This window comes from Sedimenticola thiotaurini (assembly GCF_001007875.1).
Lineage (GTDB): Bacteria > Pseudomonadota > Gammaproteobacteria > Chromatiales > Chromatiaceae > Sedimenticola > Sedimenticola thiotaurini.
This window is the reverse complement of the sequence record NZ_CP011412.1, coordinates 1,711,227-1,736,458: the sequence shown is the minus strand read 5'-3', so window position 1 is coordinate 1,736,458 and position 25,232 is coordinate 1,711,227. Positions and strand designations below refer to the sequence as shown.

General features: G+C 56.9%; 25 protein-coding genes and 1 tRNA gene. 21 read left to right on the top strand and 5 right to left on the bottom strand.

All coding sequences use genetic code 11. The features are described 5' to 3' along the window. Position 1: 1 nt before the first annotated feature. A complete protein-coding gene (locus AAY24_RS07930; protein WP_046859225.1) occupies positions 2-2,863 on the bottom strand; it encodes a 2-oxoglutarate dehydrogenase E1 component in 2,862 nt (953 codons plus the stop codon). A 266-nt stretch (positions 2,864-3,129) separates the two neighbouring features. On the opposite strand from AAY24_RS07930, the gene AAY24_RS07925 reads away from it, so the two are divergent. Continuing rightward, positions 3,130-3,456: a hypothetical protein gene (locus tag AAY24_RS07925; RefSeq protein WP_046859224.1), complete on the top strand. Its 327-nt coding sequence runs from the start codon at positions 3,130-3,132 to the stop codon at positions 3,454-3,456. 208 nt (positions 3,457-3,664) lie between these two features. Here the strand turns inward: AAY24_RS07925 and AAY24_RS07920 are convergent. Continuing rightward, positions 3,665-3,741: transfer RNA gene (locus AAY24_RS07920), tRNA-Arg, on the bottom strand. Positions 3,742-3,940: 199 nt separating this feature from the next. Between AAY24_RS07920 and arsS the strand changes: the two genes are divergently transcribed. From arsS to AAY24_RS07905, 3 genes are read left to right on the top strand one after another with little or no spacing between them, the layout of a single operon-like run. Further along, positions 3,941-4,906: an arsenosugar biosynthesis radical SAM (seleno)protein ArsS gene (arsS, locus tag AAY24_RS07915; RefSeq protein WP_046859223.1), complete on the top strand. Its 966-nt coding sequence runs from the start codon at positions 3,941-3,943 to the stop codon at positions 4,904-4,906. Continuing rightward, positions 4,899-5,600 (top strand): TIGR04283 family arsenosugar biosynthesis glycosyltransferase, encoded by a 702-nt coding sequence (locus AAY24_RS07910; protein WP_046859222.1) that lies wholly within the window; start codon positions 4,899-4,901, stop codon positions 5,598-5,600. Before arsS ends, AAY24_RS07910 begins: the two co-directional genes overlap by 8 nt. Continuing rightward, complete coding sequence (locus AAY24_RS07905) at positions 5,600-6,229, top strand: TIGR04282 family arsenosugar biosynthesis glycosyltransferase (protein WP_046859221.1); 630 nt, start codon at positions 5,600-5,602, stop codon at positions 6,227-6,229. The genes AAY24_RS07910 and AAY24_RS07905 overlap by 1 nt, the downstream gene beginning before the upstream one ends. Positions 6,230-6,319: 90 nt before the next feature. Here the strand turns inward: AAY24_RS07905 and AAY24_RS07900 are convergent, their stop codons facing one another. From AAY24_RS07900 to flgA, 3 genes are all read right to left on the bottom strand, one after another. Next, positions 6,320-6,802 (bottom strand): flagella synthesis protein FlgN, encoded by a 483-nt coding sequence (locus AAY24_RS07900; protein ID WP_046859220.1) that lies wholly within the window; start codon positions 6,800-6,802, stop codon positions 6,320-6,322. Between the two features lie 3 nt (positions 6,803-6,805). Then, complete coding sequence (gene flgM, locus AAY24_RS07895) at positions 6,806-7,132, bottom strand: flagellar biosynthesis anti-sigma factor FlgM (RefSeq protein ID WP_046859219.1); 327 nt, start codon at positions 7,130-7,132, stop codon at positions 6,806-6,808. 153 nt (positions 7,133-7,285) lie between these two features. Continuing rightward, the gene (gene flgA, locus AAY24_RS07890) at positions 7,286-8,011 is read right to left on the bottom strand and encodes a flagellar basal body P-ring formation chaperone FlgA (protein ID WP_052761135.1); all 726 of its coding nucleotides are present in this window, start codon (positions 8,009-8,011) and stop codon (positions 7,286-7,288) included. A gap of 186 nt (positions 8,012-8,197) precedes the next feature. On the opposite strand from flgA, the gene AAY24_RS07885 reads away from it, so the two are divergent. From AAY24_RS07885 to fliS, 17 genes are all read left to right on the top strand, one after another. Continuing rightward, complete coding sequence (locus AAY24_RS07885) at positions 8,198-9,151, top strand: chemotaxis protein CheV (protein ID WP_046859218.1); 954 nt, start codon at positions 8,198-8,200, stop codon at positions 9,149-9,151. 27 nt (positions 9,152-9,178) lie between these two features. Next, positions 9,179-10,021 carry a CheR family methyltransferase gene (locus tag AAY24_RS07880; protein WP_335337225.1) on the top strand — a complete coding sequence of 281 codons (843 nt, stop codon included), beginning with the start codon at positions 9,179-9,181 and terminating at the stop codon, positions 10,019-10,021. Between the two features lie 232 nt (positions 10,022-10,253). Beyond that, the gene (gene flgB / locus AAY24_RS07875) at positions 10,254-10,643 is read left to right on the top strand and encodes a flagellar basal body rod protein FlgB (protein ID WP_046859217.1); all 390 of its coding nucleotides are present in this window, start codon (positions 10,254-10,256) and stop codon (positions 10,641-10,643) included. 2 nt (positions 10,644-10,645) lie between these two features. Next, positions 10,646-11,059, top strand: coding sequence for a flagellar basal body rod protein FlgC (gene flgC, locus AAY24_RS07870; RefSeq protein ID WP_046859216.1), 414 nt, complete (start codon positions 10,646-10,648; stop codon positions 11,057-11,059). 12 nt (positions 11,060-11,071) lie between these two features. Continuing rightward, on the top strand, positions 11,072-11,752 hold the full coding sequence (locus tag AAY24_RS07865) for a flagellar hook assembly protein FlgD (RefSeq protein WP_046859215.1): 681 nt from the start codon (positions 11,072-11,074) through the stop codon (positions 11,750-11,752). Between the two features lie 23 nt (positions 11,753-11,775). Next, positions 11,776-13,059, top strand: a complete 1,284-nt coding sequence (gene flgE, locus AAY24_RS07860; protein ID WP_046859214.1) for a flagellar hook protein FlgE — start codon at positions 11,776-11,778, stop codon at positions 13,057-13,059. A 58-nt stretch (positions 13,060-13,117) separates the two neighbouring features. Continuing rightward, positions 13,118-13,858 carry a flagellar basal-body rod protein FlgF gene (gene flgF / locus AAY24_RS07855; RefSeq protein WP_046859213.1) on the top strand — a complete coding sequence of 247 codons (741 nt, stop codon included), beginning with the start codon at positions 13,118-13,120 and terminating at the stop codon, positions 13,856-13,858. Between the two features lie 64 nt (positions 13,859-13,922). Further along, complete coding sequence (gene flgG, locus AAY24_RS07850) at positions 13,923-14,708, top strand: flagellar basal-body rod protein FlgG (RefSeq protein ID WP_046859212.1); 786 nt, start codon at positions 13,923-13,925, stop codon at positions 14,706-14,708. A 15-nt stretch (positions 14,709-14,723) separates the two neighbouring features. Continuing rightward, a complete protein-coding gene (gene flgH / locus AAY24_RS07845; RefSeq protein WP_046859211.1) occupies positions 14,724-15,434 on the top strand; it encodes a flagellar basal body L-ring protein FlgH in 711 nt (236 codons plus the stop codon). A gap of 72 nt (positions 15,435-15,506) precedes the next feature. Further along, positions 15,507-16,595, top strand: a complete 1,089-nt coding sequence (locus AAY24_RS07840) for a flagellar basal body P-ring protein FlgI (RefSeq protein ID WP_046859210.1) — start codon at positions 15,507-15,509, stop codon at positions 16,593-16,595. Further along, positions 16,595-17,605, top strand: a complete 1,011-nt coding sequence (flgJ, locus tag AAY24_RS07835; protein WP_046859209.1) for a flagellar assembly peptidoglycan hydrolase FlgJ — start codon at positions 16,595-16,597, stop codon at positions 17,603-17,605. Before AAY24_RS07840 ends, flgJ begins: the two co-directional genes overlap by 1 nt. Positions 17,606-17,764: 159 nt before the next feature. Then, positions 17,765-19,750, top strand: a complete 1,986-nt coding sequence (flgK, locus tag AAY24_RS07830) for a flagellar hook-associated protein FlgK (RefSeq protein WP_046859208.1) — start codon at positions 17,765-17,767, stop codon at positions 19,748-19,750. Between the two features lie 2 nt (positions 19,751-19,752). Further along, complete coding sequence (gene flgL, locus AAY24_RS07825; protein ID WP_046859207.1) at positions 19,753-20,976, top strand: flagellar hook-associated protein FlgL; 1,224 nt, start codon at positions 19,753-19,755, stop codon at positions 20,974-20,976. 404 nt (positions 20,977-21,380) lie between these two features. After that, a complete protein-coding gene (locus AAY24_RS07820) occupies positions 21,381-22,739 on the top strand; it encodes a flagellin N-terminal helical domain-containing protein (protein WP_046859206.1) in 1,359 nt (452 codons plus the stop codon). 61 nt (positions 22,740-22,800) lie between these two features. Further along, positions 22,801-23,229 carry a flagellar protein FlaG gene (locus AAY24_RS07815; RefSeq protein ID WP_052761134.1) on the top strand — a complete coding sequence of 143 codons (429 nt, stop codon included), beginning with the start codon at positions 22,801-22,803 and terminating at the stop codon, positions 23,227-23,229. Positions 23,230-23,389: 160 nt separating this feature from the next. Continuing rightward, positions 23,390-24,751: a flagellar filament capping protein FliD gene (gene fliD, locus AAY24_RS07810; protein ID WP_046859205.1), complete on the top strand. Its 1,362-nt coding sequence runs from the start codon at positions 23,390-23,392 to the stop codon at positions 24,749-24,751. 58 nt (positions 24,752-24,809) lie between these two features. Next, positions 24,810-25,232, top strand: coding sequence for a flagellar export chaperone FliS (gene fliS / locus AAY24_RS07805; RefSeq protein WP_046859204.1), 423 nt, complete (start codon positions 24,810-24,812; stop codon positions 25,230-25,232).

Here is a 25,232-nt window from a genome sequence, read left to right as displayed (position 1 = left end):
TTTATGCAGGCGTCCTTCGGTTCATTGAGGGATTGATTTGGCCGGTCAGGGCTTCATCGATCAGGGTCTCTTGTTGTTGAACGTGTATCGGGTAGTATCCCACCGCCGGCGCGGCAGCGGCGGGCCGCCCCACGTAATAGAGGTGTTTACCCTTATCCAGCAGGGTGTGGAAACGGTGTTTTATCTGGTCCCAGGCACCCTGGTTCTGGGGCTCTTCCTGGCACCAGATGATCCGTTCAACCTGGGGATATTGATCGATAATCGAATCAAATATCTCATGCGGGAACGGATACAGCTGCTCTATACGGATAATCGCCACGCTGCGCAGTCCCCGTGCCCGACGTGCTTCCAGCAGCTCATAGTAGACCTTGCCGGAGCAGACCACGATATGCTCGATCTCTGCCGGATCCAGATCGTCGGTCTCTCCGATAACCGGTTGGAAACCACCCTGGGTGAACTCTTCCAGGGATGAGGTGGCCAGGCGATGTCGCAGCAGACTCTTGGGTGACATCACGATCAGGGGTTTGCGCATCGGACGCAACATCTGCCGACGCAGCATGTGGAACACCTGGGCCGGGGTGGTTGGGACACAGACCTGCATGTTGTGTTCTGCACAGAGTTGCAGGTAACGCTCCAGCCGGGCGGAAGAGTGTTCCGCACCCTGGCCTTCATAGCCGTGCGGCAGCAGCATCACCAGCCCGCAGTAGAGGCCCCACTTGGCGCCACCGGAGCTGATGAACTGGTCGATCACAACCTGGGCACCATTGGCAAAGTCACCGAACTGGGCCTCCCAGATGGTCAGCGCCCGGGGTTCGGTGGTGGCGTAGCCATACTCAAAGCCCAGCACCGCCTCTTCAGAAAGCAGTGAATCGATGACCAGGAAGTTGGCCTGATTCTCCGAGATGTGCTGTAACGGTGTATAGCTCTCGCCGGTGAGTTGATTGTGCAGTACTGCGTGACGATGGGAGAAGGTGCCGCGGCCGCAGTCCTGACCGGAGAGGCGTACCGGAATGCCCTCATCCACCAGCGCAGCATAGGCCAGGCACTCACCAAAGCCCCAATCCACCAGTTGGTCGCCGGTGGCCATCTTGCGACGGCCCTCGATCAGCTTCTTCACCCGGGGATGCAGGTCGAACCCTTCCGGGGCCTCCAGCAACCGGTTGGCCAGCATGGACAGCTTCTCCGGGCTGATCGTGGTATCGGCCGGGTGTTCCCAGTCGATATGCTGATAGGGCGCCCAGTTGACGTGGTACGGGTAGTTCAGGTCGGTCAGGGTGGGGCGGGCTACGGTGGAATTCTGCTCCAGGGAGGAGCGGTAGTCTTCCACCATGTCGCGACTCTGGTCAGGTGTAATAACACCCTCGGCGATCAGCTGATCCGAGTAGTTGGACCGGGTGGTCGGTAAGCGACGGATCTTCTGGTACATCATCGGCTGGGTCATGGCCGGCTCATCGGCCTCATTATGGCCATGACGACGGTAGCAGACCAGATCAATGATCACATCTTTATGGAAACGTTGACGATAATCCATAGCCAGCCGGGTAACAAAAATCACCGCTTCCGGATCGTCCCCGTTAACGTGGAAGATCGGTGCCTGCACCATCTTGGCCACATCGGTACAGTAGAGCGTGGAGCGGGTGTCCAGCGGGTTGCTGGTGGTGAAGCCAACCTGGTTATTGATAACGATATGGATCGATCCACCAGTGGTGTAGCCCCGGGCCTGGGACATCTGGAAAGTCTCCATTACCACACCCTGGCCGGCGAAGGCGGAGTCACCGTGGATCAGGATCGGCAACACTTCATTGCCTTCCCGGTCACCGCGTCGCTGTTGCCGGGCCCGAACCGAGCCCTCAATCACCGGGCTGATGATCTCCAGGTGAGACGGATTGAAACCCAGTACCACGTGGGTAAAGCCACTCGGTGTCTCGATATCGGTGGAGAACCCCATGTGGTACTTCACATCACCGGAGCTTTTATAGGGTTCCGGGCTTTTCCTGCCTTCGAACTCGTCGAACAGTTCGGCCGGGGCTTTGCCCAGAATGTTGGTCAAGACGTTCAGTCGACCGCGGTGGGCCATGCCGATGGCCACTTCCCGGATACCATCCTTGCCGCCCCGCTGGATCAGTTCATCCAGCAGCGGAATCAGGGATTCACCCCCTTCCAGGGAGAACCGTTTCTGTCCGACGTAACGGGTATGCAGATACTTTTCCAGGCCCTCGGCGGCGGTCAGCAGGGTCAACAGCCAGCGCTTGTCATCGGCACTGAGATCCGCTTTTGCCCGGGATCCCTCGACCCGTTTCTGAATCCAGCGTTTCTGGCGGGTATCGGTAATGTGCATATACTCAGAACCGATATTGTTGCCGTATACCTCTTTTATAAAGTTGATGATTTCCCGTAACGGCATCCGGTCGGGCGCAAACAGGGAACCGGTGTTGAATACCGTGTCCATGTCTGCTTCGCCCAAACGGTGGAACGCCGGGTCCAGGTCGGGTACATCTTCGATATCCCGCAACCGCAGCGGATCCAGCGTGGCATACTGATGTCCGCGCACACGCCAGGCATTAACCAGACGCAATACCGCGGCCTGTTTTTCGGCTGCTCCCGGGGACATGCGTTCAGTACTCTGTCGGGACGCCGGCCGCTTCTCCCTCGCCAGACGGGCAAAGTTTGATCTGACCGGGCCGTGGGCAATATCGGGTGCCTCGTTTGCAGAGTCCTTGATAATGTCGTCGAAGCGTTCTCTCCAGGCAGAATCAACGCTGCTTGGGTCCTGCAGGTAACTTTCGTAGAGATCCTCTATAAAGGCGGCATTACCGCCGGAGAGGGCAGATGTGTTGCGTAACAACTCCAGAAGTGCGCTCATTTGGATGATCGGCCTATTATTGAGTGGATGGGGAGCGATTAGGGGGATAGTAGCATAAGAGACACTTTTTTAAAGTCTTTTTGTATTAATTAGTACAATTGTCCAAAAAAGTCGTTATTTTTGTGCAGTTGCGTCATTCCGGCAGTTGTGCCGGGTTGAACTAAATCACACTTATTCATGCAGTTAGATATTTGTACTGCCGGGGCGTTATACTGCTGCGAGGGTATTGAAATAACCCGGGTCAAATCCGCAAGCAACGTGAGTTTATGCAGGAATCGGAAAAAAAACAGAAGAAAAAGTGGGCGCGTCTCACCCTCAGTTCACTGGAGGCTGACGTGGCCTATTTTGATGCCCGATTGGCGTTGCTGAACGACCGGAAAAGTACTTATTACCAACTTGCCCAGTACCGTGCCTATACTGAGTTGGAGCGGGTCCTTTCCGATATCCTGACCCGGTTGCAGGCGCGCAAAGATGAGCCTTCCACAACGCCTCCCGCAGCCGGCATCGAAGTGACGATCGAAACCGAATCCGCACCGCTGAATGGTGTGTTGGTTGAAGAGAAGCAACGGGCCGAGGGTTCAGGTCAGGCCTGACGGTCATTCCAGGCCGGGTTCGCTTCCTCACCACACAGCATGGATCGGCATAGAAAAGGTAGTCAGGTAACGAACAGTTGCCGCCGCCCGGCCGCACCCTTCGTCGATATAAGGACGGTATCAAACCGGCTTTAAACGATCTTTGATCGGATAGTAGTGAAAGAGATCGGTCGTTGTGCGGGTCTGTTAGGATAGCGTTGCAGGAAAATGGCGCCCCCGACACGATTCGAACGTGTGACTTCACCCTTAGGAGGGGTGCGCTCTATCCAGCTGAGCTACGGGGGCTGTGAGGGTGCTGTGCTATCTCAGGCAAACCGTAGAAAGTAGCAGCAGGATATCCCGGCTCCCCTGAGAATGGCGCATTCTAGCATTTTCCCGGGGCTGTTTGGCAACCTGCTGATAACCGCGCTGACTGAGCAGTATTCGTTGCCCTGTCGGTCGCCGTAAACTATATAGATGAATTGTTGGTCAAGGAATGTTTGTTATGTTGGATACAGCCCATCTGCTCTCCCCCACCACTTTTCCCGCTATCAATCGGGGGCAGTTGGAAACACTCCAGATTAACCTGGGGTATCAGTGCAATCAGACCTGCAAGCATTGCCATGTCAATGCCGGTCCCAAGCGGACCGAGATGATGGAGCGGGAGACGATTGATGATGTGCTGCGATTTATCGACAGGCAGCAGATACGCCGTATCGACCTGACCGGCGGGGCACCCGAACTGAATGTCCATTTCCGTTATCTGGTGAAAGCCGCAAGAGAGCGGGGTGTGGGTGTGATCGATCGCTGCAACCTCTCCATCCTGGGTGAGCCCGGGCAGGAGACGCTGGGTAGGTTCCTGGCTGAACAGCAGGTGGAGGTGGTTGCTTCGTTGCCCTGTTATCTGGCGGAGAACGTGGATCAGCAACGGGGTGCGGGGGTCTACGATGCCAGTATCCGGGGGCTCCAGCAGTTGAATGAACTGGGTTATGCCCAGGAGGGGAGTGGTCTGGTGCTGAACCTGGTCTTTAATCCCCTGGGGCCTTCACTCCCGCCGGCCCAGTGTGCCCTGGAGCAGGACTTCAAACGCCGCCTGTGGAACGACCATGGTATCCGTTTCAGCCAGCTCTTCACCATCACCAATATGCCGATCAGTCGTTTCGGCAGCATGTTACTCTCCCAGGGGCAGTTCCATGATTACCTGGCCCTGTTGAGAAGCGCCTACAGCAGCGATAACCTGGAGACAGTCATGTGCAGAAACCAGTTGAGTATCGACTGGCAGGGTTATCTCTACGATTGCGACTTCAACCAGATGTTACAGATGCCCATCGCCCGGGAGGGGCGGGACAGGATTCATATCGGGGAGATTTCCGACCAGCAGCTGGAGGGTTGGGCGATCCGTATCGCTGAGCACTGCTACGGTTGTACCGCAGGGCAGGGCAGCAGTTGTGGTGGAGCGCTGAGTGAATGAATGTCAAAAGTGCCGTGCTGGCGCCCTGTCGGTCGTTATCCCCTGTCTGAATGAGGCGCACGCCATTGGTCCCTTGCTGGAGACCCTTCAGGTCGCCCGCGCCGATGGCGTGGAACTGATTCTGGTGGATGGAGGCAGTCGGGACGATACAGTGGCGCGGGCTAAGCCCCTGGTGGATAGGTTGATCGAGTCGGCTCCGGGGCGGGCACGGCAGATGAATGCCGGTGCCGCCGTTGCAACGGGGGAGGTCCTCTGGTTTCTCCATGCTGACAGTGTTATTCAGCCGGACTTTCCCGCGCTGATCTGTACGGTTATGGCCTCCTCCACGGGGGGCTGGGGACGTTTCGATATCCGCTTGTCGGGCCGCCATCCGTTGCTGCGGCTCATCGGGTTCATGATGAACTGGCGCTCCAGGCTGACCGGGATCGCTACCGGTGACCAGGGCATTTTCGTGCGCCGGGAGCTGTTTGCCCGACTGGGCGGGTTCGCGGACATTCCCCTGATGGAGGATGTGGAGATCAGTCGGCGTCTCAAGCGCTGCTCCCGGCCGCTGATCCTGCCGCAACGCCTGGTGACCTCCAGCCGTCGCTGGGAATCACGCGGCATCGTGCGCACCATCCTGTTGATGTGGCGTTTGCGCTGGGCCTATTTTATGGGGGCCGACCCGGCGCGACTGGCGGAACGGTATCGATAATGCGTTATCCCCATGCCCGTATTCTGCTGTTTGCCAAGGCTCCCGAGCCGGGGCAGGTGAAGACGCGCCTGATTCCAGCCGTCGGCGCGCAACACGCTGCGGCTATTTATCGGGAGCTACTGGTACGGATGATCGGGGAGGCGAGTGCCGATATTGCACCCCTCGACATCTGGTGTGCACCGGATACCCGGCATGGGGTTTTTCAGGCGGCGGCCCAAAACCGGTCGGTAACGCTTCACCCGCAGGTGATGGGTGACCTGGGGCAGCGCATGGCCCACGGGGCCGAACAGGCGCTGGCTCGTTCCCAGATGGTGCTGTTGATCGGAGGCGATTGTCCGGTACTGACGGGGGGGCATCTGTGTCGGGCGCTGGCTTGGCTGGAGTCAGGTGCAGACGCGGTGCTGGGACCGGCCGAGGATGGTGGCTATGTCCTGCTGGGGCTGCGGCGGATGGAGCATCGACTGTTCAGTGATATTCCCTGGGGTACAGATCAGGTGTTGGCGATAACCCGGCAACGCCTGGCGCAACAGGTCGGATACTGGCGTGAGCTGGAGCCGCTCTGGGATCTGGACCGGGAGGCCGATCTGGATCGCTACCGGCAGCTGTCGGAGCCGGCGATGCTGGAGTGATGCTGGAAACGGACAGGTACGTCTGGCCGGGCTCTGTTGCGCAGGCCCGCTCGTCGGTTGTGCATGGCTGCTGCGGGCTTTTTCCTGTTCTCAGGCTTTGGCCAGTGGGTGGCCGGGCTGGTCCGGTTCCTGCTGGCCCTTGGCGCCGTAGGTGTTTCTGCTCTCGGTGCGTCCGCAAAGCAGATCCAGCGCCTGCTTGTTATGGCGTTGGCTGAGGGCCAGGATGCCGCCATTGATCTCATTCTGTTTCTGCAACTGGTCCGCAATTCCACCCAGTTGACGCCACAGATCGGCGCAGGCGGAATCGCTGTTTGATTGAAAAAACCGGTTCAGGTCAGGCGCATCAACGTTGATACCCAACGAGGTGAGTAGACGTTCCCGTTGCCTGGAGTGGGCCTGCATCTGCTCCACGGCCTGCTGCTTTTCTCTGCTGATCTCCAGAACCTGATCGGGATCGGTTGCTTTCAGTGCCGCCTGTTCACGCTTTAGAATCTCTTCCAGCGTTTGGGCGCATTTCACCTCGGCCGAGAGTGCCTGGGTGAGCTGGTTCTGCTGATCGGCAGAGAGGGTCATTATTTACTCCTTTGTTTCCAGTTTCGAAAACTCCCGCTCCTGGGCCAGCAGGTGCTCTGCTGCCTCTTCCGGCTCGAAGGCAAATGTGCCGGTGGCCAGGGAGCGTTGCACGTCGGAGACGTGCTGGGCATCGGCGATCGGCAGGCTGGCGACCTGCGCTTCAAGTTCCTGAAGGCGGGTGGCGGAGCCTGTCAGGCTGACGGTATCACCGGAGGTTCCGTCTGATTTGCGCGAGCTGGATGCGCCCGCTGTCTGGGTGTTGCTGGTCGCTGTGCTTTTAGCGCTTTCGCCGGTAGTGATGGGTTGTCCGGCCGGACCTTTGATTTTCATGCTGTTAATCACCTTGCTGAGAAAGTACCCATTTGCGTAGCGGCCAAACGGCTACAAGCTTTAGTTGAAATATAGTCCGTTTGATGCGGAAAATCCGCGTCAGTTCACACTGCGGTAAGCGCTAGATAGGCGTCTCCGGGGCCATTGGCGGGTCTAGGTTGTGGCCTTGACCACGCCCGTGTCGATAACGGTAGCTTCAATCTGTCGATTGGAGCTGCTGTTTTTTACCTTGATCCGCTCGCCGATGGCGCCGTTGGTCAGTGCCTTTCCGTTCATGCGGACCACCAGGGTGCCGATCCGGGCTACGATGACCACCTGGGTACCCTTTTTAACGGCGTGTTGAATATTCAACTGGCCCGGGGTCAGGATGGCTCCCTGACGGATTCGGCGTTTCACAATTTTTCCGACCGCCTGTTGGGGGCGTTCAAGATAGCCACGGTGCAGTTTCGCCACATCCCTTTTTTCGATTGTGATGTCGGCCGGCGTGAGGATGGTGTCGCTTGGCAGTTCCCGGTTGGCGATTACCACCTCCTTGATCAGAGAGAGGGTTACCGGCACATAGAGCGTCCATCCGTCTGCCGCATTGCAGCGAACGCCGACAGTGATCCGGGAAATGTTTTTCCGGCTGTAGGGTGAGAATGTCTCCAGGTCCTCATCGCAAGCGGCAAGACGTAGCCGGCTGTCGAGCCGTTTTGCGGTAGCGTTCACCTGCTGTCCTTTCTGATCAAATTGATCCAGCACATGTTGTTCTGCCGCCTGGCGTATGCTGTCATGGGACTGCGTCTGGGCCGCAGTGGCGGTTGTCGCCACCAGTGACCAGGCGAGAAGCAGGCAGGACCAGCGGTGCCGTGTCCTGATTGTGGATATTGATCCGCTCATGGTGTCACCTGTTAAAAAGCATTTAGTTCCATTGTTTGTCGTTAAGAAATATGCAAAATACATGCCTGAATATCCTGTGGCTGGGAGCTTTCCGGGGCTGTCAGGTAGCGGGGGCTGGTGCTGCTCCTAAAGCAATCGGTCTCTAGGTCGCTAATATGGGACAGGGAAAACAGAGAGGAATTAGAGATGGCAGGCGTTCTTGACGGTGTGGATCAACGAACCAGGCTGGCGGGCAGAAACCGGCTGGAACTGCTGCTGTTTCGGCTGGCTGGGGAGCAGCGGTTTGGTATTAATGTGTTCAAAGTGCAAGAGGTTATCCAGTGCCCGCCCCTGACCCAGTTGCCCGGCTCTCACCCGGTAGTACGGGGCGTTGCCAATATGCGCGGCAAAACCATTCCGGTCGTGGATCTCTCCCACGCCATCGGTGGTGCGCCGCTGGATAGTACCGAAGGGCGTTTTGTTGTCATCACTGAGTACAACTGCAGGGTGCAGGGGTTCCTGGTGGGTTCGGTTGATCGAATTGTGAACATGAACTGGACGGAGATTCTCCCGCCCCCCAGGGGTGCGGCGAAAGAGAGTTACATGACGGCCGTCACTCGGATCGATAATGACCTGGTGGAAATCATTGACGTGGAGAAGGTGTTGAGTGAGATCGTCGCCCTGCCCGAGGAGGTGTCCGAGGGTGTGATTGACGAGGAGGCGATCGATGAGACCCAACACATACTGGTGGCTGATGACTCCGCCGTAGCCCGTAAGCAGGTAAAACGGGTACTGGACCGGCTGGGTGTGATGGCCACCATCTGCAACGATGGCAAGCAGGCGTTGGATCAACTCAAGGCATGGAGCAACGAGGGGCGCCGAGTATCTGATTTTCTCTCCCTGATTATTTCGGATGTGGAGATGCCCGTGATGGATGGTTACACTCTGACTACGGAGATCCGCAAGGATCCGGAACTCGCCAATTTGCCGGTTATACTCCATACTTCACTGAGTGGCGTGTTTAACCAGAGCATGATTGAAAAAGTAGGGGCCAATTCGTTCTTGGCTAAATTTGATCCGGACGAGCTGGCCCGTGTGGTCCAGGCGCGTCTTAAGGAGCATAAGGAGGAGTTGAAGGCTCGCTCCTCTCAACAGGCGTAGCCAACATCAAAGGAATGGATAACTATATTGCAGTCACTGGCGAGTCAAAATATGCTGTCACCGGGTGACTATGAGGCATTTCGGAAATTTCTTGAAAATGCCTGCGGCATTGTACTGGGTGCGGGGAAGGAGTACCTGGTTTCCAGTCGTCTTGGTGGATTGATGCGTGACTACGGCATCAGCACTGTCGGACAGTTGCTGGAGCAGCTCAACAGCAACCGTAATCCCAGCCTGCGGGCGGGCATCATCGACGCCATGACCACCAATGAGACCTTCTGGTTTCGTGATATGTCCCATTTTCGCATGCTTCAGGAGATGGTCTGCCCGGAGATCAAGGCCCGTCACAGCCACGCCATCCGTATCTGGTCGGCGGCCTGCTCCTATGGTCAGGAGGCGTATAACCTGAGCATGGTGGTACAGGACTATCAACGGGCCAATCCCGGAGTCTTGCCTGGGGGAGTGGATGTGGTTGCAACCGATATCTCCTCCACGGTACTGAAAGAGGCCAGAAAGGGTGTCTATTGTGGTATGTCGGCATCTCGGGGGCTGACCCTGGAACAGCAGGCGCGCTATTTTAATGTTAATGGTGATTGTCTGGAGGTGAAGCCGGAGATCCGTAAGCGGGTCAGTTTTCGTGAGCTTAACCTGACCCGGGGCTACGAAATGATGGGGCGTTTCGACGTGATATTCTGCCGCAATGTGCTGATCTACTTCTCCAGCGAACAGAAGCGCGACATCATTAATCGCATGGCCGGGGTGCTGAATCCGGGTGGCTACCTGTTTCTCGGCTCCACAGAGTCCCTGTCGGCCCATACTGATCGGTTCGAGATGGTGAGTAAACTGGGCGGAATCGCCTACCGCCTGAAGTAGCCTGACCGATACCCTGTGCCCGACACGTGTCACTTTGGCTGCAGCTGAGTATTCTCAGCCTCCCTCCCTCCTTGCCTGTTCCCGGTTACCCTTTGCCGCTGAGGCGGTCTCCGTTTGCCGCTTTCCCGGTTATTTTTCCAACAATGTTAAATAAATCCTTTAAAAACAATTAAATAAAAATTTGGCACATTGTCTGCTTAGTAGTTTCCGGGAACAACCAGGAAGCAGACCAATGAGTTTTGACAAGTTATTAGGAATCCATGCCCAGGCACTTCAGCTGCATGCAAAGCGTGCTGAGGTGCTGGCCGGTAACATCGCCAATGCGGATACCCCGGGCTACAAGGCGCGGGATTTCGACTTCCACGAAGTGCTCCGGCAGCAGGTAGCCGGGGAGTCCACCCTGACCACCACCCACCAGCGCCACATTCCGCTGGACGATGGCGTCATCTCGCCCAGCGAGATGGCCTACCGCATACCGACCCAGCCGAGCCTGGATGGCAACACGGTGGACAGTCAGCTTGAGCATACCGCCTTTGCGGAGAACGCGCTGCAGTACCAGGCCAGCCTGCGCTTCCTTGGCGGCACCATCCAAACCCTCAAGAAAGCAATTACGGGGCAATAATCATGTCAATGTTCAAGATTTTTGATACAGCCGCCAGCGGTATGACCGCGCAAACCCTGCGGCTCAACACCGTGGCCAGCAACATGGCCAATGTGGACAGTGTCAGCAGCAGTATCGATGAGACCTATCGGGCACGTCAGCCGGTCTTCAGTGCCTTGCTGAATCAGTTCAATCCCGATGCGCCGGCTGTGGGGGTTCAGGTGCGGGGCATTGTTGAGAGCGAGGCCCCGCCCAGCATGGAGTATGCGCCGGATCATCCCCAAGCCAACGAGGAGGGCTATATCTTCCGGCCCAATGTGAACCCGGTAGAGGAGATGGCCAACATGATATCCGCTTCGCGTTCCTATCAAAGCAATGTCGAAGTGGTAAATACCGCCAAACAGTTGATGGTCGCTACTTTGCGACTCGGTGAATAAAGGAGCCGTCCCATGAGCAGCACCACTGCAATTACTAATGAGCAGATTTATCAGGCACTGGGCCTTTCCAGTGAGACCGAAACAGAGAGTAGCAATGAGCTGGGTATGGAGGATTTTCTGGAGCTGATGGTCACTGAACTGACCTACCAGGATCCCTTCTCGCCGATGGAGAACAGCGAACTGGCGACCCAGATTTCCCAGTTCTCGGTGGTTTCGGGTATCGATGAGTTAAACAGCGCATTCGCCGGTTTCTCCGATGCCATGATCTCTGACCAGGCGCTGCAGGCGGCCAATATTGTCGGGCGTACCGTGTTGGCTCCGCTGAACACTGCCAACCTGGAGGCGGGGGGTACCATCCAGGGTGTGGTGGGTGTTACCGAGTCGGCCAGTGATGTAACCGTACGCATTTCAGATGCTTCGGGCGAGCTGGTCAAGGAGATCCATCTCGGTACCCAGACCAAAGGTGAAGTGAGCTTTACCTGGGACGGTCTGGATGAGAGCGGCCAGGCGGTAGAGCCGGGTCAATACCAGATCGCGGCGCAGGCCGAAGTGGACGGCGAGAGTATAACGCCCTACACCCTGATCGAGGCCAAGGTGGACAGCGTCAGTATCGGTGCTGCAGGCCAGGAGCTGTCGGTTAACCTGGCCGGTCTGGGTCCGATTTCATTTAGTTCTGTTGCGGAAATCCGCTGATTAATTAACGAGGAGAATTGAGTATGCCTTTTCGCATCGCATTGAGCGGACTCGATGCCGCATCCACCGATCTGGAAGTGACCGGTCATAACATCGCCAACGCGGCCACCAACGGCTTCAAGCAGTCCCGTGCCGAGTTTGCCGACATCTACGCCAACTCCATCCAGGATGTCAGCGCAACAGCAGCCGGCCGGGGTGTACGGGTCAGCCGAGTGGCGCAGCAGTTCAGCCAGGGGAACGTGGATTTTACCTCCAACAGTCTGGATCTGGCGCTGAACGGGGAGGGATTCTTCACCCTCCAGGACTCTACCGGCAACACCACCTATACCCGGGCCGGTGCCTATACGGTCGACCGGGATGGTTATGTGGTTAATCATGCCAACGAGCGGTTGCAGGTGTTTGCCCCGATCGGTAACACCGGGAATTTTAATACCGGCGCTACCACCGACCTCCAGTTACCCACGCTTTCCGGTGCACCATCCGCAACCACCAGCGCCAATGTATCTTTGAACCTGGACTCCAGCGTGACCGCCATGCCGGCTGCCACGCTGTTTGATCCCACAATAGCCACCAGCTATGACAACTCCACCTCGACCACCGTGTACGATTCACAGGGTACCGCCCACACCATGACCATGTACTTCCGTAAATCGGATGCGGCTGCGAACCAGTGGAATGTCTACACCACGGTGGACGGCAATATTGTTACCCCAACCGCCAGTTCAACTACGGCGCCTTCCTCCGCCGCTTTCCCCAGTGCCACCGTCAATTTTGACACGGCCGGTGCACTGGTGGCCGGGTCCGGCAGTGTCTCCGCCACCGGTACACTGGCGTTCAATCCTTTTGCCATTACTGGGGCGGATCCACTGAGCCTCACTTTTGACCTGAACAACAGTACCCAGTTTGGCTCGGTTTTTTCCGTCAATGACCTGACCCAGGATGGCTATGCACCGGGTCGGCTCAGTGGCGTGGATGTGGATAATACCGGTGTGGTTTCGGCCACCTTTACCAATGGCCAGTCCACCGCGTTGGGCAAGCTGGCGTTAGCCAAATTCAATAATCCCCAAGGGTTGAGTCAACAGGGTGATACCAGTTGGGCGGAGACCTACGCCTCCGGCGACGTGCAGATGGGTGAGGCGGGTACCTCCAACTTCGGTCTGGTGCAGTCGGGTGGTTTGGAAAACTCCAACGTGGATATAGCCGAACAGCTGGTGAATCTGATCACCGCACAGCGTAACTACCAGGCCAATGCCCAGGTGATCACCACCGCCGATACGGTGACCCAGACGATCATCAACATCCGTTAAGCGTGACAGGGTGGGCCGGTTTTGTTGCCCACCCCGATGAAATTCACAGGAGAAGACAATGGATCGCATGTTATATGTTGCGATGAGCGGCGCCAAAGAGACCCTGTTGGCCCAGTCGACCAACAGCAACAACCTGGCTAATGCCAGTACGCCGGGGTTCCTGGCCGATCTGCAACAGTTCCGCAGCATGCCGGTATTCGGCGATGGCTTTCCCACCCGGGTCTACGGCATGGATGAGCGGCCCGGAATCGATTTCAAACATGGCGCCATTGTGCATACCGGGCGTGATCTGGATGTGGCGATCAATGGTGACGGCTGGTTTGCCGTGCAGGCACGGGATGGCAGTGAAGCCTACACCCGGCGCGGCGACCTCAAGGTGGATGCCAACGGCCTGCTGACCACCGGCAATGGTTTGCCGGTCATCGGCAATAGCGGGCCGATTGCCATCCCACCGGCGGAAAAAATCGAGATTGCCTCCGATGGCACTATCTCCATTCGACCACTTGGCCAGGGTGCCGGTGAGTTGGCGGAGATCGACCGGATCAAGATGGTGGGTCCTGCTCTGGATGGCATGGAGAAGGGTGAGGATGGCCTGATGCGGCAACAGGATGGCCAACTGCTGGAGGCCGATGCAGAGGTGCAACTGGCCACCGGCTCGCTGGAGAGCAGCAATGTGAATATCGTCGACTCCATGGTGGATATGATCGAGTTCTCACGCCGCTTCGAGATGCAGGTGAAGATGATGAAGACCGCAGAGCAGACCGACGAATCTTCCGCCAGCATTATGCGCATGAGTTAATCTGGTTGGCACGTGGATTGCACTTATTTTAGGCAAGCAAAGCAACAAAAGAGGATGACAACCCATGTATCCCGCACTCTGGATAGCAAAAACAGGATTGGATGCGCAACAGACCCGTATGGCGGTCATATCCAATAACCTTTCCAATGTCAGTACCACCGGGTTCAAACGGGATCGCGCCTCGTTCGAAGATCTGATCTACCAGAACATCCGCCAGGTCGGTGCCCAGTCATCGGAAGATACCCAACTGCCCTCCGGTCTGGCTATTGGTACCGGTGTCCGTACCGTGGCAACCCAGAAGCTGCATACCCAGGGCAATATCATGCAGACCGGCAACTCCCTGGATATCGCTATCCAGGGGCGCGGCTTCTTCCAGATCCTCCACCCCGATGGTTCCATCGTTTACACCCGTGACGGCTCCTTCGGCATGAGTTCCGATGGGGAGATCGTGGATAACAACGGCTATCCACTGGAGCCCTCCATTACAGTACCGGATGACACCCTGAGCATTACCATCGCCACTGACGGTGTGGTCTCCGCCCTGGTCTCCGGAAACAGCACGCCGACCCAGATTGGTAACATCGAGCTGGCTGATTTCATCAACCCGACCGGACTTGAGGCGATCGGCCAGAACCTGTTCCGTGAAACCGGTGCCAGCGGTGCCCCCACCACGGCCACACCGGGTATCGACGGAGTCGGCACCGTTAACCAGGGATCGCTGGAGAGCTCCAACGTCAACGTGGTGGAGGAGATGGTTAACATGATTGAGACCCAACGCGCTTACGAGATGAACTCGAAGGCGATTGCCACCACCGATGAAATGCTCTCCTACGTGAGTAACCAGCTTTAAGCACAGGTGATTGAGATGACGAATCGGCTCCTTTCCCTAACCCTGCTGGCGCTGGCCGCCGCCGGCCTTGCCGGTTGCAACTCAGCGCCGGTCCGTGACCCGGCGTATGCCCCGGTGCGTCCTGTCGTGGCGGCACCGAAGCCGGATGGCAATGGCGCTATCTACCAGGCCGGTTACGAGTACTCCTGGTTTGAGGATATGCGAGCCAGGCGGGTGGGCGATATGCTGACCATCAAGCTGGCGGAAAAGACCGATGCGAAAAAGAGCGCCACCACAGATGTGAGCAAATCCAACAGCAACATCATCACCAACCCGACCATCCTGGGCACCACGGCCCAGTTCAATGCGCCGGGAATTCTGCCGCTGGCCAGCAACTCAAATAACAATCTCGGTTTCTCCCTGGAGTCGGAGCACGATTTCAGTGGTGATGGCGAAAGTGAACAGAACAATGAACTGACCGGTGACATTACCGTGACTGTCATCGAGGTGTTACCCAACGGCTATCTGATCGTCCGGGGTGAAAAACGGATCGGCATAAACCAGGGTAATGAATATGTGCGGGTATCGGGTATTGTGCGCCCGGCGGATATAGACGCCAGCAATACCGTACTCTCCACCCGTCTGGCTGACCCGACCATCGTCTACGTGGGCGATGGTGCGGTGGCCGATGCCAATGTAATGGGCTGGTTGGGCCGCTTCTTCATCAGCGCCCTGATGCCCTTTTAGGTGAAGTCTATGAAACACGCTACAGCGTTCCATCCGATTACAGTGAAAACCGGCCGTCGGTCGGCCCGTTTAATGGTGGGCCTGCTGCTATTGATGCTGTTTTCCGGCCTGGCCCAGGCGGAGCGGATCAAGGATCTCGCCTCCATTGCCGGGGTGCGGACCAACCAGTTGCTTGGCTACGGACTGGTGGTGGGGCTGAACGGCACCGGTGACAAGACCAGTTCCTCACCCTTCACCGAGCAGAGTCTGAAAAGCATGCTGACCCAGCTCGGCATCGTGGTGCCCCCCGATACCAGTATCAATCCGAAGAATGTCGCAGCAGTCACCATCAATGCCGACTTGCCCGCGTTTGCCAAGCCGGGGCAGAAGATTGATGTGACGGTCTCCTCCATCGGCGATGCCAAGAGTCTGCGTGGTGGCACCCTGCTGATGTCACCCCTGAAGGGCGCCGACGGCCGGGTCTATGCCGTTGCCCAGGGCAATCTGGTGGTGGGCGGCCTGAGTGCCTCCGGCGCAGATGGCTCCAGTATCACCATCAATATCCCCAGTGTCGGCCGGATTCCCAATGGCGCCACCGTCGAGCGCACGGTCACTTCAGGATTTAATCAGGGTACTTTCCTCACCCTAAACCTGCATGAGAGCGACTTCACCACCGCCAACCGGATGGTGGAGTCGATCAACCAAGCGATTGGCCCGGGTGCCGCACGGGCCCTGGATGCCACCTCTATCCGGGTCAATACCCCGATCGATCCCAATCAGCGGGTCAGTTTTGTCTCCCTGATTGAGAACCTACCGGTCAAGCCGGGCGAAGTAGCAGCCCGGGTGATTGTCAACTCCCGCACCGGCACCGTGGTCATCAGTAACCAGGTGCAGGTGTCACCTGCTGCGGTTTCCCACGGCAGCCTGACCGTCACCATCAGCGAAAACGATCAGGTATCCCAGCCGGAGGCCTTTTCCGGCGGGACCACGGCGGTTGTGCCCCAGTCCGAAGTCAGTGTGGCGGAGGGTGGCAGTCGCATGTTCCTGTTCAATCCCGGTGTCTCCCTGAACGAAGTGGTGCGGGCGGTCAACCAGGTGGGGGCTGCCCCTTCTGACCTGGTGGCGATCCTGGAAGCACTGAAACAGGCGGGCGCTCTCAAGGCGGAATTGGTGGTGATCTGATGGATCTGGCCAGTGCCTCAATCTATACCAATATGGATGGGCTGAAGGTGCTCAAGGCGCGGGCATCCGAGGATGCCCAGGGCTCGCTGGATCAGGTGGCCCGCCAGTTTGAATCCCTGTTTGTACAGCAGATGCTGAAGAGCATGCGTCAGGCCGGATTGGGCGAAGGGCTGATGGATAGTGAGCAGAGCCTGTTTTATCGGGATATGTATGACCAACAGCTGGCTATCCATCTCTCCGAGAGCGGTGGTATCGGACTGGCTGACGTGATCAAACGGCAACTGGGTGGTGGGGACGAAGCGGAGGAGGACAAGGTCCAGGCCGGTAAGTCGATTCAGGATTATGACCGGCTGGCCATGGCGGCCAAACTGTATAACCCGTTGGATGCCGGCACCACGAACAGGGGATCCGACACCGATCAGGCTGCCGTGACGGCCGTTGGCGAGGTGCAGCAGAAGAGGTCGGCTGCCCCATCTGCCGCTGAATCGGCCCAGCCCGACCCGCGCCGTTGGAGTCCCCAGGAGTTCGTGGAGCAGCTCTGGCCCTGGGCCACCGAGGCGGCGGAACTGATCGGTCTCAAACCCCAGGCCCTGTTGGCCCAGGCGGCGCTGGAGACCGGCTGGGGTAAAAAATTGATCCGTTCTGCGGATGGTGCGCTCTCCAACAACCTGTTCGGCATCAAGGCGGACAGCCGTTGGGAAGGTGATCGGGTAAGCGTCAACACCCTGGAGTACGAGGAGGGTACGGCGGTGAAGAAGCGGGCCGCTTTCCGTTCCTATGAATCGCTGCGGGACAGTTTTCACGACTATGTCGACTTCGTGAAATCCAATCCCCGTTACAGCGAAGCGCTGGGAGCGGCTGAAAACAGCCAGGCCTATTTCTCCGAACTGCAGCGGGCCGGTTATGCCACTGACCCGGAATATGCAAATAAAATCAATGCCGTACTGAACGGTCCGGAAATGACCCGGGCAGTGGAACGGCTCAAGGTTCAGGGTGAACGGTCGCTATGATATCCAGGGGTCGCCGGCAGAATCGATATGGCAGGGGCGACCTTGCTTTATATCGGGTAGGCAGGTTTTTTGTGGCCAAGCGGATGACATTGATGCACATGGGATTCCCCCCCAACCCAGGCTCTCAGTAGCAGCGTCAGCCACAACAGGACAGAACAGATGGCAAGCATACTCAATATAGGCACCTCGGCACTGCTGGCGTTTCAGCGTTCGTTGACAACCGCTGGGCACAATATCGCCAATTCGGACACCGAGGGATACAGCCGTCAGCGGGTCAACTACTCTACCCAGATCCCGCAACTGACCGGTGTGGGTTACGTGGGCTCTGGCGTCCAGGTAACCCAAATCGAGCGTATGTATGACGATTTTCTGGCTACCCAGATGCGCTCGGCCCAGACCTCCGCTTCGGAGATGGAGAGCTATTTTGATCATGCCAGCCGGATCGACAACATGCTGGCAGATACCAACATCGGACTTGATCCCGCCATCCAGGACTTTTTTGATGCCGTCCAGAGTGTGGCGGATGACCCGGCTTCCATCGCGACCCGGCAGGTGATGCTGTCGGAAGCGGGCTCCCTGGTCAATCGGTACCATGACCTGAGTCAGCAGTTTATTGATGCCAACAAGAACGTGAACCAGGAGATGGATGATCTGGCCAATGAAATTACCGGGCTGGCCCAATCCATCGCCCAGGTCAACCAGGGGATCGTGGAAGCCTTGGGCGCCTCAGGCGGGGACTCCCCCAACGATCTGCTGGATCAGCGGGAAGTGTTGCTGAATGAACTCTCCAAGTTGGTGGGTATCAGCGTGGTGCCGCAGGATAATGGAGCCTGGAATGTGTTTATCGGGAAAGGGCAGGCGCTGGTGATGGAGAGTACCCATGCCACGCTGACTTCGGTAAACAGCAGCAGTGATCCCAGTCAACAGGATATCGCATTCAGCAATAGCTTAGGCACCCAGGTAGTAACCGGCCAGCTCTCCGGAGGCGAGTTGGGCGGTCTGCTCAACTACCGTGAAGAGATTCTGAATCCTGCCATGAATCAACTGGGCCTGGTGGCGATCGGCATGGCCGACCGACTCAACAGCCAGCATCAGCTGGGTCTGGATCTGGATGGTAACTTCGGTGGGCAGTTATTTGCTTCACCAACCATCGGCGTGTTGGAAAACGCCTACAATACCGGTACCGCCGTGGTGTCTGCATCGTACCTGGATACCGGTAATCTGACCGCCAGCGACTATGAATTGCAGGCCACTAATGTGGCTGATGAATTCACCCTGACCCGTCTCTCCGACGGCCAGGTAACCACAATTAATACCGGGGGTAGCTACCCCTATAGCACCGCCGAAATAGATGGTATCTCTATCTCCATATCCGCCGCTGCCAGTGCTGGTGACCGTTTCCTGATTCAACCGACCCGTAACGCCGCTAATACGATGGAGTTGCTGATCAGTGATCCCCGTGAAATAGCGGCTGCCGGTCCGATCCGGGCAATTCAATCGACCAATTCGGCCGGTGGTGCGAACCAGGGGAGCGGGGAGATATCCCAACCCGATTACAGCAGTACAGCAAACCTGCCTCTGTCGGCCCCGGATACCATTACGCTGGAATGGAGTGCTACTGCCCACGCCGGTGCACCGGGTTTTACCGTTACTGGTGGTCCAGGTGGTACCATTGCCTACGATCCCGCCACCCAGCCTAATGGCGCCACTTTCTCGTTCCCTGCCTATGGTGGGATGAGTTTTACCATTACCGGTACGCCGGCGGCGGGTGATCGCTTTGTGATCGAGAATAACAGCAGCGGCGTGGGTGATAATCGCAATGTGCTGAAACTGGCCGATCTGCAATCCACCAACTCCCTGCTGGGGCAGACCGGCGGCGGGGCTGAAACCGCCACTTTCCAGGAGGCCTACAGTCAGCTGGTCTCTGAGGTGGGAACCAAAACCCACCAGGCCGAGGTCAGCTTCAATGCCACCGATGGACTGCGGGAACGGCATGAGAATTCACTGCTCTCCATCAGTGGTGTTAACCTGGATGAAGAGGCGGCCAATCTGATCAAGTTCCAGCAGGCCTACCAGGCGGCAGCCCAGGTGATCACCGTTTCCAACACCTTGTTCGATAGCCTGATCAGCGCGATCAGGAGGTAACCATGATCCGTATCTCCACCCAGATGATCACTGAACGTTCGCTCAGTTCCATGCTGCGGCAGCAGAGCGATCTGAGTGAAACCCAGCTACAACTCTCATCGGGCAAGCGGGTATTGACCCCTTCGGACGATCCGGCCAGCGCCGTTCGGGTGATGGGACTCAATGGCGCCATGGATACGCTTACCCAGTACCAGAGCAATATTGGTCGTCTGACCACCCGGCTGGAGACGGAGGAGGGGGTCCTGGAAGGGGTCACAGACCTTCTGCAGCGGGTCAGGGAACTGACGGTACAGGGCAGCAATGATGTGCTGGCGTTGGCAGACAAGGCATCCATCGCCTCCGAGGTCCGGCAGTTGAGTGAGCAGCTCTTCTCCATGGCCAACTCCAGGGACAGCGGTGGCGAGTATCTGTTTGCCGGCTACCAGACCGGCAGTCAGCCCTTCTCCAGGAACCTGGGTGTCTACAGCTACAACGGTGACAACGGCCAGCGGGAGTTACAGATCGCATCGGACCGCACTGTGGCGGACGGGGATAACGGCTTTGATACCTTTATGGATATTGCTACCGGACCGCTTGCCACGGTCAGCGTGGCCGCTCCAACTGTCCTCACCGCTGTTGCGGCAGGCGACATCACCATCGATGGGGGGAACGGTAACGGCGCTATCAGTATCGGTGCCCTGCCGGCTGCTGCTACTGCAGCAGAGCGGGCAACCCAGTTGCGGGATGCCATCAACGCGGCCACCAGCCAGACCGGCGTGACCGCAGAGTTCAACACCACGCCAGCCAACACCCTGACCCTGACGGCTGTCGGAGGTACAGGTGTGACGGTGGCTATGGCGGGTAGTGCCACCACTACCACCACGGGTCTGACGGCAGGCACCACTTTACCGGTGAGTTCAAAACGCAGTATCTTTGAAACGATCGATCAACTGGCATCTGATCTGGAATCGGGGCAATCGGTGGGCCGTTATATCACCGATGTGGATCTGGCCATGGAGAATATCGTTGAGATCCGGGCCAGCGTGGGGGCCCGTCTGAATGCGGTAGAAGAGCAGGAGTCGGTGAATGCGGATCTCAAGTTGAACCTGGAGATGTACCGTTCCGATGAGCAGGATTTGGATTATACTGAAACCATATCCCGTTTCGAGACCCAGATGATGGCGCTGCAGGCGGCACAACAGGCCTACGTAAAGGTAAAGGGGCTCTCCCTGTTCAACTACCTCTAGCGGATAGGTGAGGTCGATTTTTATGCCAAGGGGAACCTGCCGGGAAGGCTCTGAATGGGATAGTGGTCACGACCAACTGACCTTTGACGGACTAACCCGGTAGGGTGGGCACGCTTTGGGTCCCCAGGGGAAGCACCCGGGATGGCCATGTGGGTATAATTAATATCTGTTCATCCCGCGGCACCTATTCAACTGACTGATTTTTAATGGGATAATAAATAAATATTTTTTGTACTGGTATTCACAGGTTTTTTTTAAATTTCACTTAAAGAAATCATGCGAATGGCCGTTACAAATACCGGAGGCGGTAAATATCAGATCAACCATCCGATATATCCGCCAAATATTAACCTGACCCCGAGGGCACCCGATGTGGTAGCTAAAGGGGAATAAGGAGCAAGATCATGGCACAAATCATCAACACCAACATTGCCTCACTCACCGCACAGCGCAATCTGAACAAATCCCAGTCCTCCCTGGCCACCGCCATGGAGCGTCTCTCATCCGGTCTGCGCATCAACAGCGCCAAGGATGATGCGGCTGGCCTGGCAATTTCTGATCGTATGACTTCCCAGATTCGCGGTCTGGATCAGGCGGTGCGTAACGCAAACGACGGTATCTCTTTCGCCCAGACGGCCGAAGGCGCCCTCTCTACCGCCGGTGACGCCATGCAGCGTATCCGCGAACTGGCGGTTCAGGCAGCCAACGACACGAACTCGGCATCGGATCGAAAAGCGATCAACAACGAAGTGCAGCAGTTGATTCAGGAAGTGAATCGGATCGCTACCAGCACCCAGTTTAACGGTCAGAATATCCTTGACGGGAGTCTGTCGACCCTGGTATTCCAGGTTGGCGCCAATGCGGGCCAGACCATATCGGTTTCAGGTGTGGATGCCCGGGGTAGTCAGTTGGGTGCAGCCCAGTTGGAAGGGGCGTCGATGACTGCCGCTGATATCGCAACTGCGGTTGGCGCCAATAATCTTACCGTTGAAGGCGAAGCTGTTGACCTTACCGGCGCAACAACCCAGCAGGATGTTATCGATGCCATCAACGCGGTATCGAGCGATAGTGGTGTTACTGCCAGGGCTGCAACCTCAACCAGTGCCGACCTTGGATATACCGCGAATGCCGCTGCAACGACGATCGTCATTAATGGTGTTAGTGTTGATTTTGGTGCAAACGAGGCGATCGCTGACGCAGTTGATGCCATCAATGCGGTTTCCAATCAGACTGGTGTGACCGCAGCGGTTAATGGTACTGACATCACTTTCTCCAACAGTGATGGACAGCCTATTACCATTGTTGATGATGCATCGAATAATGTCCTTGGTGGAGACGCTACTGTCTATTCCGGTATTGATCTGGTGGCCGATGTTGGCGAGGCCATCAACTACGCCGGTGCTGCAGGCGGAAATTTGGCTTTGGGTACCTCGGGAGCAGCTGTTGATACGGTTCTGAATGATCTGGACGTGTTGACCCGGAGTAACGCCAGCGATGCATTGTCAACCATTGACTTTGCACTGCAGAATGTTGCTTCGCTTCGTGCGGAACTGGGTGCTGTGCAGGTTCGTTTTGAGTCCACAATCACCAACTTGTCAGTGACTTCCGAAAACCTCTCCGCCGCCCGCTCCCGTATCCAGGACGCTGACTTTGCCGCAGAAACGGCAGAGATGACCCGTTCCCAGATCCTGCAGCAGGCTGGTGTGGCGATGGTCTCCCAGGCGAATGCGCTGCCGCAGAGCGTGTTGTCACTTCTCCAGTAAGCTGGGCGAAGGGCGGGGCATTGCGTAGTTTGCCCCGCCCCTCGTAAAACAGGTGATAACCATGGTTAACGAAATCTCGCAAAATGTATTGAGCAACTTGTCCGCTCAATCGACCAGCGCTGTGAAGAGTACCTCTGGGGTACTGGAGAGCTCTGGTATCCAGCGAGTGGACAAAACTGCTCAGGCGGACACCGGGAGTGAGGCCAAAGACGGGCAGAAGACGATGGCGGTCCCGGTTGAGCAGAAGCTTGATAATGCAGTTGAACAACTCAATCAGTTTGCCCAATCAGTACAGCGTAAACTGGAGTTCTCGGTGGATGAGGAGAGTGGCAAGACTGTTATCAAGGTAATCGACAAGGAGTCGGGCGAGATGGTACGCAGTATTCCATCCGAAGAAGTGCTGGATATGCAGCAGCGACTCCGGGAAACCAGTGAAGCGATCTTTAAAGGGAATGAAGGAATATCGCTTTTGTTTCAAGCTAAAGCATGAGACGCTGATCCGGTGTCAGGGATGTCACCGGATTTTTAATGGTTAAACAGCTGCCTGATTCTGCCGTTTGGCAATCAGGCTGGCAGGTCGGAACGGCCGACTCAACAGGAAAATCTAGCCCAAATTGACGGGGCTCTGCAAGCAACACCAGGAGAAACAGATGGCCATCTCATCACCCGGACTGGGATCAGGACTCGATGTCACGAGTATCGTCTCCCAGTTGATGGAAGTTGAGCAGCAGCCGCTGACCCGGCTCTACCAGAAGGAAGCCGAGGCGCAGGCCCAGTTGTCTGCTTACGGCACCCTGAAAGGCGGCCTCTCATCCCTGCAGAGTGCCATGGAAAAACTGACGGAAGCGGACACCTTCCAGGCCAGCAAGGCCAGCGCGTCTGACAGCGATGTGCTCACTGCCTCTTCCGATACCGATGCGGTTAACTCCTCCTATAACGTTACCGTCAATCGCTTGGCCCAGCAGCACAAGCTGGGATCGGCAGAGTTTGCCGATTCAGCCACTTTTGGTGGTACAGCGGGTGATGAACTGACCCTGACCGTCGGTTCCGACACGTTTACCCTGGATCTCTCCACCGCCATGACCCTGAGTGAAATCCAGGCGGCGATCAATGTGGAAGCGAACAATTCAGGTGCAACGGCGGGCCTGATCACGGGTGATAACGGCAACCAGACCCTGGTGCTGACCTCGGAATCCTCTGGCTACGATAACCGGGTTCAGCTCTCTTTTGGCGGCAGTCTGGATGCCAATACCTTCAATTTCTCCATGCTGAACCGGGATGAGAATGACCAACTGCTGGCCGACGAGAGTGAACTGGACGCCTCGCTGACGGTGGATGGTGTATCCATTACCCGTGCCAGCAACAGTATCGACGATGCAATAGCCGGTCTGACGCTGGATCTGCAGGCCACCGGTCAGGCCAATGTCTCGATCACCCAGGACAGTTCGGTGGCGAAAAATGCGGTGAGTGGCTTTGTCAATGCCTACAATAGCCTGAAAGAGCAGTTGTCCACGCTGCAGGACAGTGGTGCGAACAGCAGTGTGTTGCGAAATGTCGAGAACCAGTTACGGGGTATGCTCAATACCAGCCTGACCGGTCTCGGCAGCTACTCCTATATCTCCCAGCTGGGTGTCACCACGAATGCTGATACCGGCAAGCTGGAGTTTGACAGTGATGCCTTTGAGACGGCGCTGGAAGATGCGCCTGATAGTGTGACCAGCTTCTTCAGTGATGAAGATAACGGCTTTGCAGTGCGGCTGGACAGCATACTGGAAGGATTTGTTCAGTCAGGCGGGACTATTGACAGTATAATTGACGGCAGCAACAGCCAGATAAAAAGTATCGAGCGCAGTGTTGAGTCCATGGAGAGCCGTCTGGAAGACATTGAGGCGCGCTATCTGCAACAGTTCAGCAGTCTGGATAGCCTGATATCCAGCATGTCCTCAACCAGCAGTTATCTGACCGGCCAGTTGGAGATGCTGTCCAATCTGGTCGCTGGAAATAATAATTGAGTCTATATTTGAGAGTATATCGGCTTCAGCACTGTGCTGAATCGATCTGGAGTACCCAATGGTAACGCCGCGAATGAAAAATGCCCTGTCACAATACAACAGTGTCAGTGTCAGTACCGGTATTGAAGATGCCACCCCCCATCGTTTGGTGCAGATGCTGATGGAAGGGGCATTGGATAAGATTGCTGCAGCGAAAGGTCACATGGTGCGCAGCGAACCGGCGGAGAAGGGACGCTTTATCAGTTGGGCCATCTCCATTATCAGTGGCCTGCATAGTAGTCTGGATATGGAAGCCGGCGGGGAGCTCTCCCAGAATCTGGCCGATCTCTATGACTACATGGTACGTCGCCTGGGTGAGGCGAGCGCCAAGAATGATCCGGCAATTCTGGATGAGGTCTCCTCCCTGTTGCTGGAAGTAAAATCCGCCTGGGACGTGATACCCTCCCAATTGGAGGCAGAAAACCGTCAGGCGGCGACCTGA

Excerpts from the sequence above, each read along its gene's own strand:
- flgH (WP_046859211.1), top strand. The coding sequence starts at position 14,724 with ATGACGAATCGGCTCCTTTCCCTAACCCTGCTGGCGCTGGCCGCCGCC.
- flgJ (WP_046859209.1), top strand. The coding sequence starts at position 16,595 with ATGGATCTGGCCAGTGCCTCAATCTATACCAATATGGATGGGCTGAAG.
- flgC (WP_046859216.1), top strand. The coding sequence starts at position 10,646 with ATGTCAATGTTCAAGATTTTTGATACAGCCGCCAGCGGTATGACCGCG.
- flgE (WP_046859214.1), top strand. The coding sequence starts at position 11,776 with ATGCCTTTTCGCATCGCATTGAGCGGACTCGATGCCGCATCCACCGAT.
- flgL (WP_046859207.1), top strand. The coding sequence starts at position 19,753 with ATGATCCGTATCTCCACCCAGATGATCACTGAACGTTCGCTCAGTTCC.
- arsS (WP_046859223.1), top strand. The coding sequence starts at position 3,941 with ATGTTGGATACAGCCCATCTGCTCTCCCCCACCACTTTTCCCGCTATC.
- AAY24_RS07885 (WP_046859218.1), top strand. The coding sequence starts at position 8,198 with ATGGCAGGCGTTCTTGACGGTGTGGATCAACGAACCAGGCTGGCGGGC.
- fliD (WP_046859205.1), top strand. The coding sequence starts at position 23,390 with ATGGCCATCTCATCACCCGGACTGGGATCAGGACTCGATGTCACGAGT.
- AAY24_RS07905 (WP_046859221.1), top strand. The coding sequence starts at position 5,600 with ATGCGTTATCCCCATGCCCGTATTCTGCTGTTTGCCAAGGCTCCCGAG.
- flgM (WP_046859219.1), bottom strand. The coding sequence starts at position 7,132 with ATGAAAATCAAAGGTCCGGCCGGACAACCCATCACTACCGGCGAAAGC.
- AAY24_RS07900 (WP_046859220.1), bottom strand. The coding sequence starts at position 6,802 with ATGACCCTCTCTGCCGATCAGCAGAACCAGCTCACCCAGGCACTCTCG.
- AAY24_RS07815 (WP_052761134.1), top strand. The coding sequence starts at position 22,801 with ATGGTTAACGAAATCTCGCAAAATGTATTGAGCAACTTGTCCGCTCAA.
- flgA (WP_052761135.1), bottom strand. The coding sequence starts at position 8,011 with ATGAGCGGATCAATATCCACAATCAGGACACGGCACCGCTGGTCCTGC.
- fliS (WP_046859204.1), top strand. The coding sequence starts at position 24,810 with ATGGTAACGCCGCGAATGAAAAATGCCCTGTCACAATACAACAGTGTC.
- AAY24_RS07925 (WP_046859224.1), top strand. The coding sequence starts at position 3,130 with ATGCAGGAATCGGAAAAAAAACAGAAGAAAAAGTGGGCGCGTCTCACC.
- flgK (WP_046859208.1), top strand. The coding sequence starts at position 17,765 with ATGGCAAGCATACTCAATATAGGCACCTCGGCACTGCTGGCGTTTCAG.
- flgG (WP_046859212.1), top strand. The coding sequence starts at position 13,923 with ATGTATCCCGCACTCTGGATAGCAAAAACAGGATTGGATGCGCAACAG.
- flgF (WP_046859213.1), top strand. The coding sequence starts at position 13,118 with ATGGATCGCATGTTATATGTTGCGATGAGCGGCGCCAAAGAGACCCTG.
- AAY24_RS07820 (WP_046859206.1), top strand. The coding sequence starts at position 21,381 with ATGGCACAAATCATCAACACCAACATTGCCTCACTCACCGCACAGCGC.
- AAY24_RS07930 (WP_046859225.1), bottom strand. The coding sequence starts at position 2,863 with ATGAGCGCACTTCTGGAGTTGTTACGCAACACATCTGCCCTCTCCGGC.
- flgB (WP_046859217.1), top strand. The coding sequence starts at position 10,254 with ATGAGTTTTGACAAGTTATTAGGAATCCATGCCCAGGCACTTCAGCTG.
- AAY24_RS07865 (WP_046859215.1), top strand. The coding sequence starts at position 11,072 with ATGAGCAGCACCACTGCAATTACTAATGAGCAGATTTATCAGGCACTG.
- AAY24_RS07840 (WP_046859210.1), top strand. The coding sequence starts at position 15,507 with ATGGTGGGCCTGCTGCTATTGATGCTGTTTTCCGGCCTGGCCCAGGCG.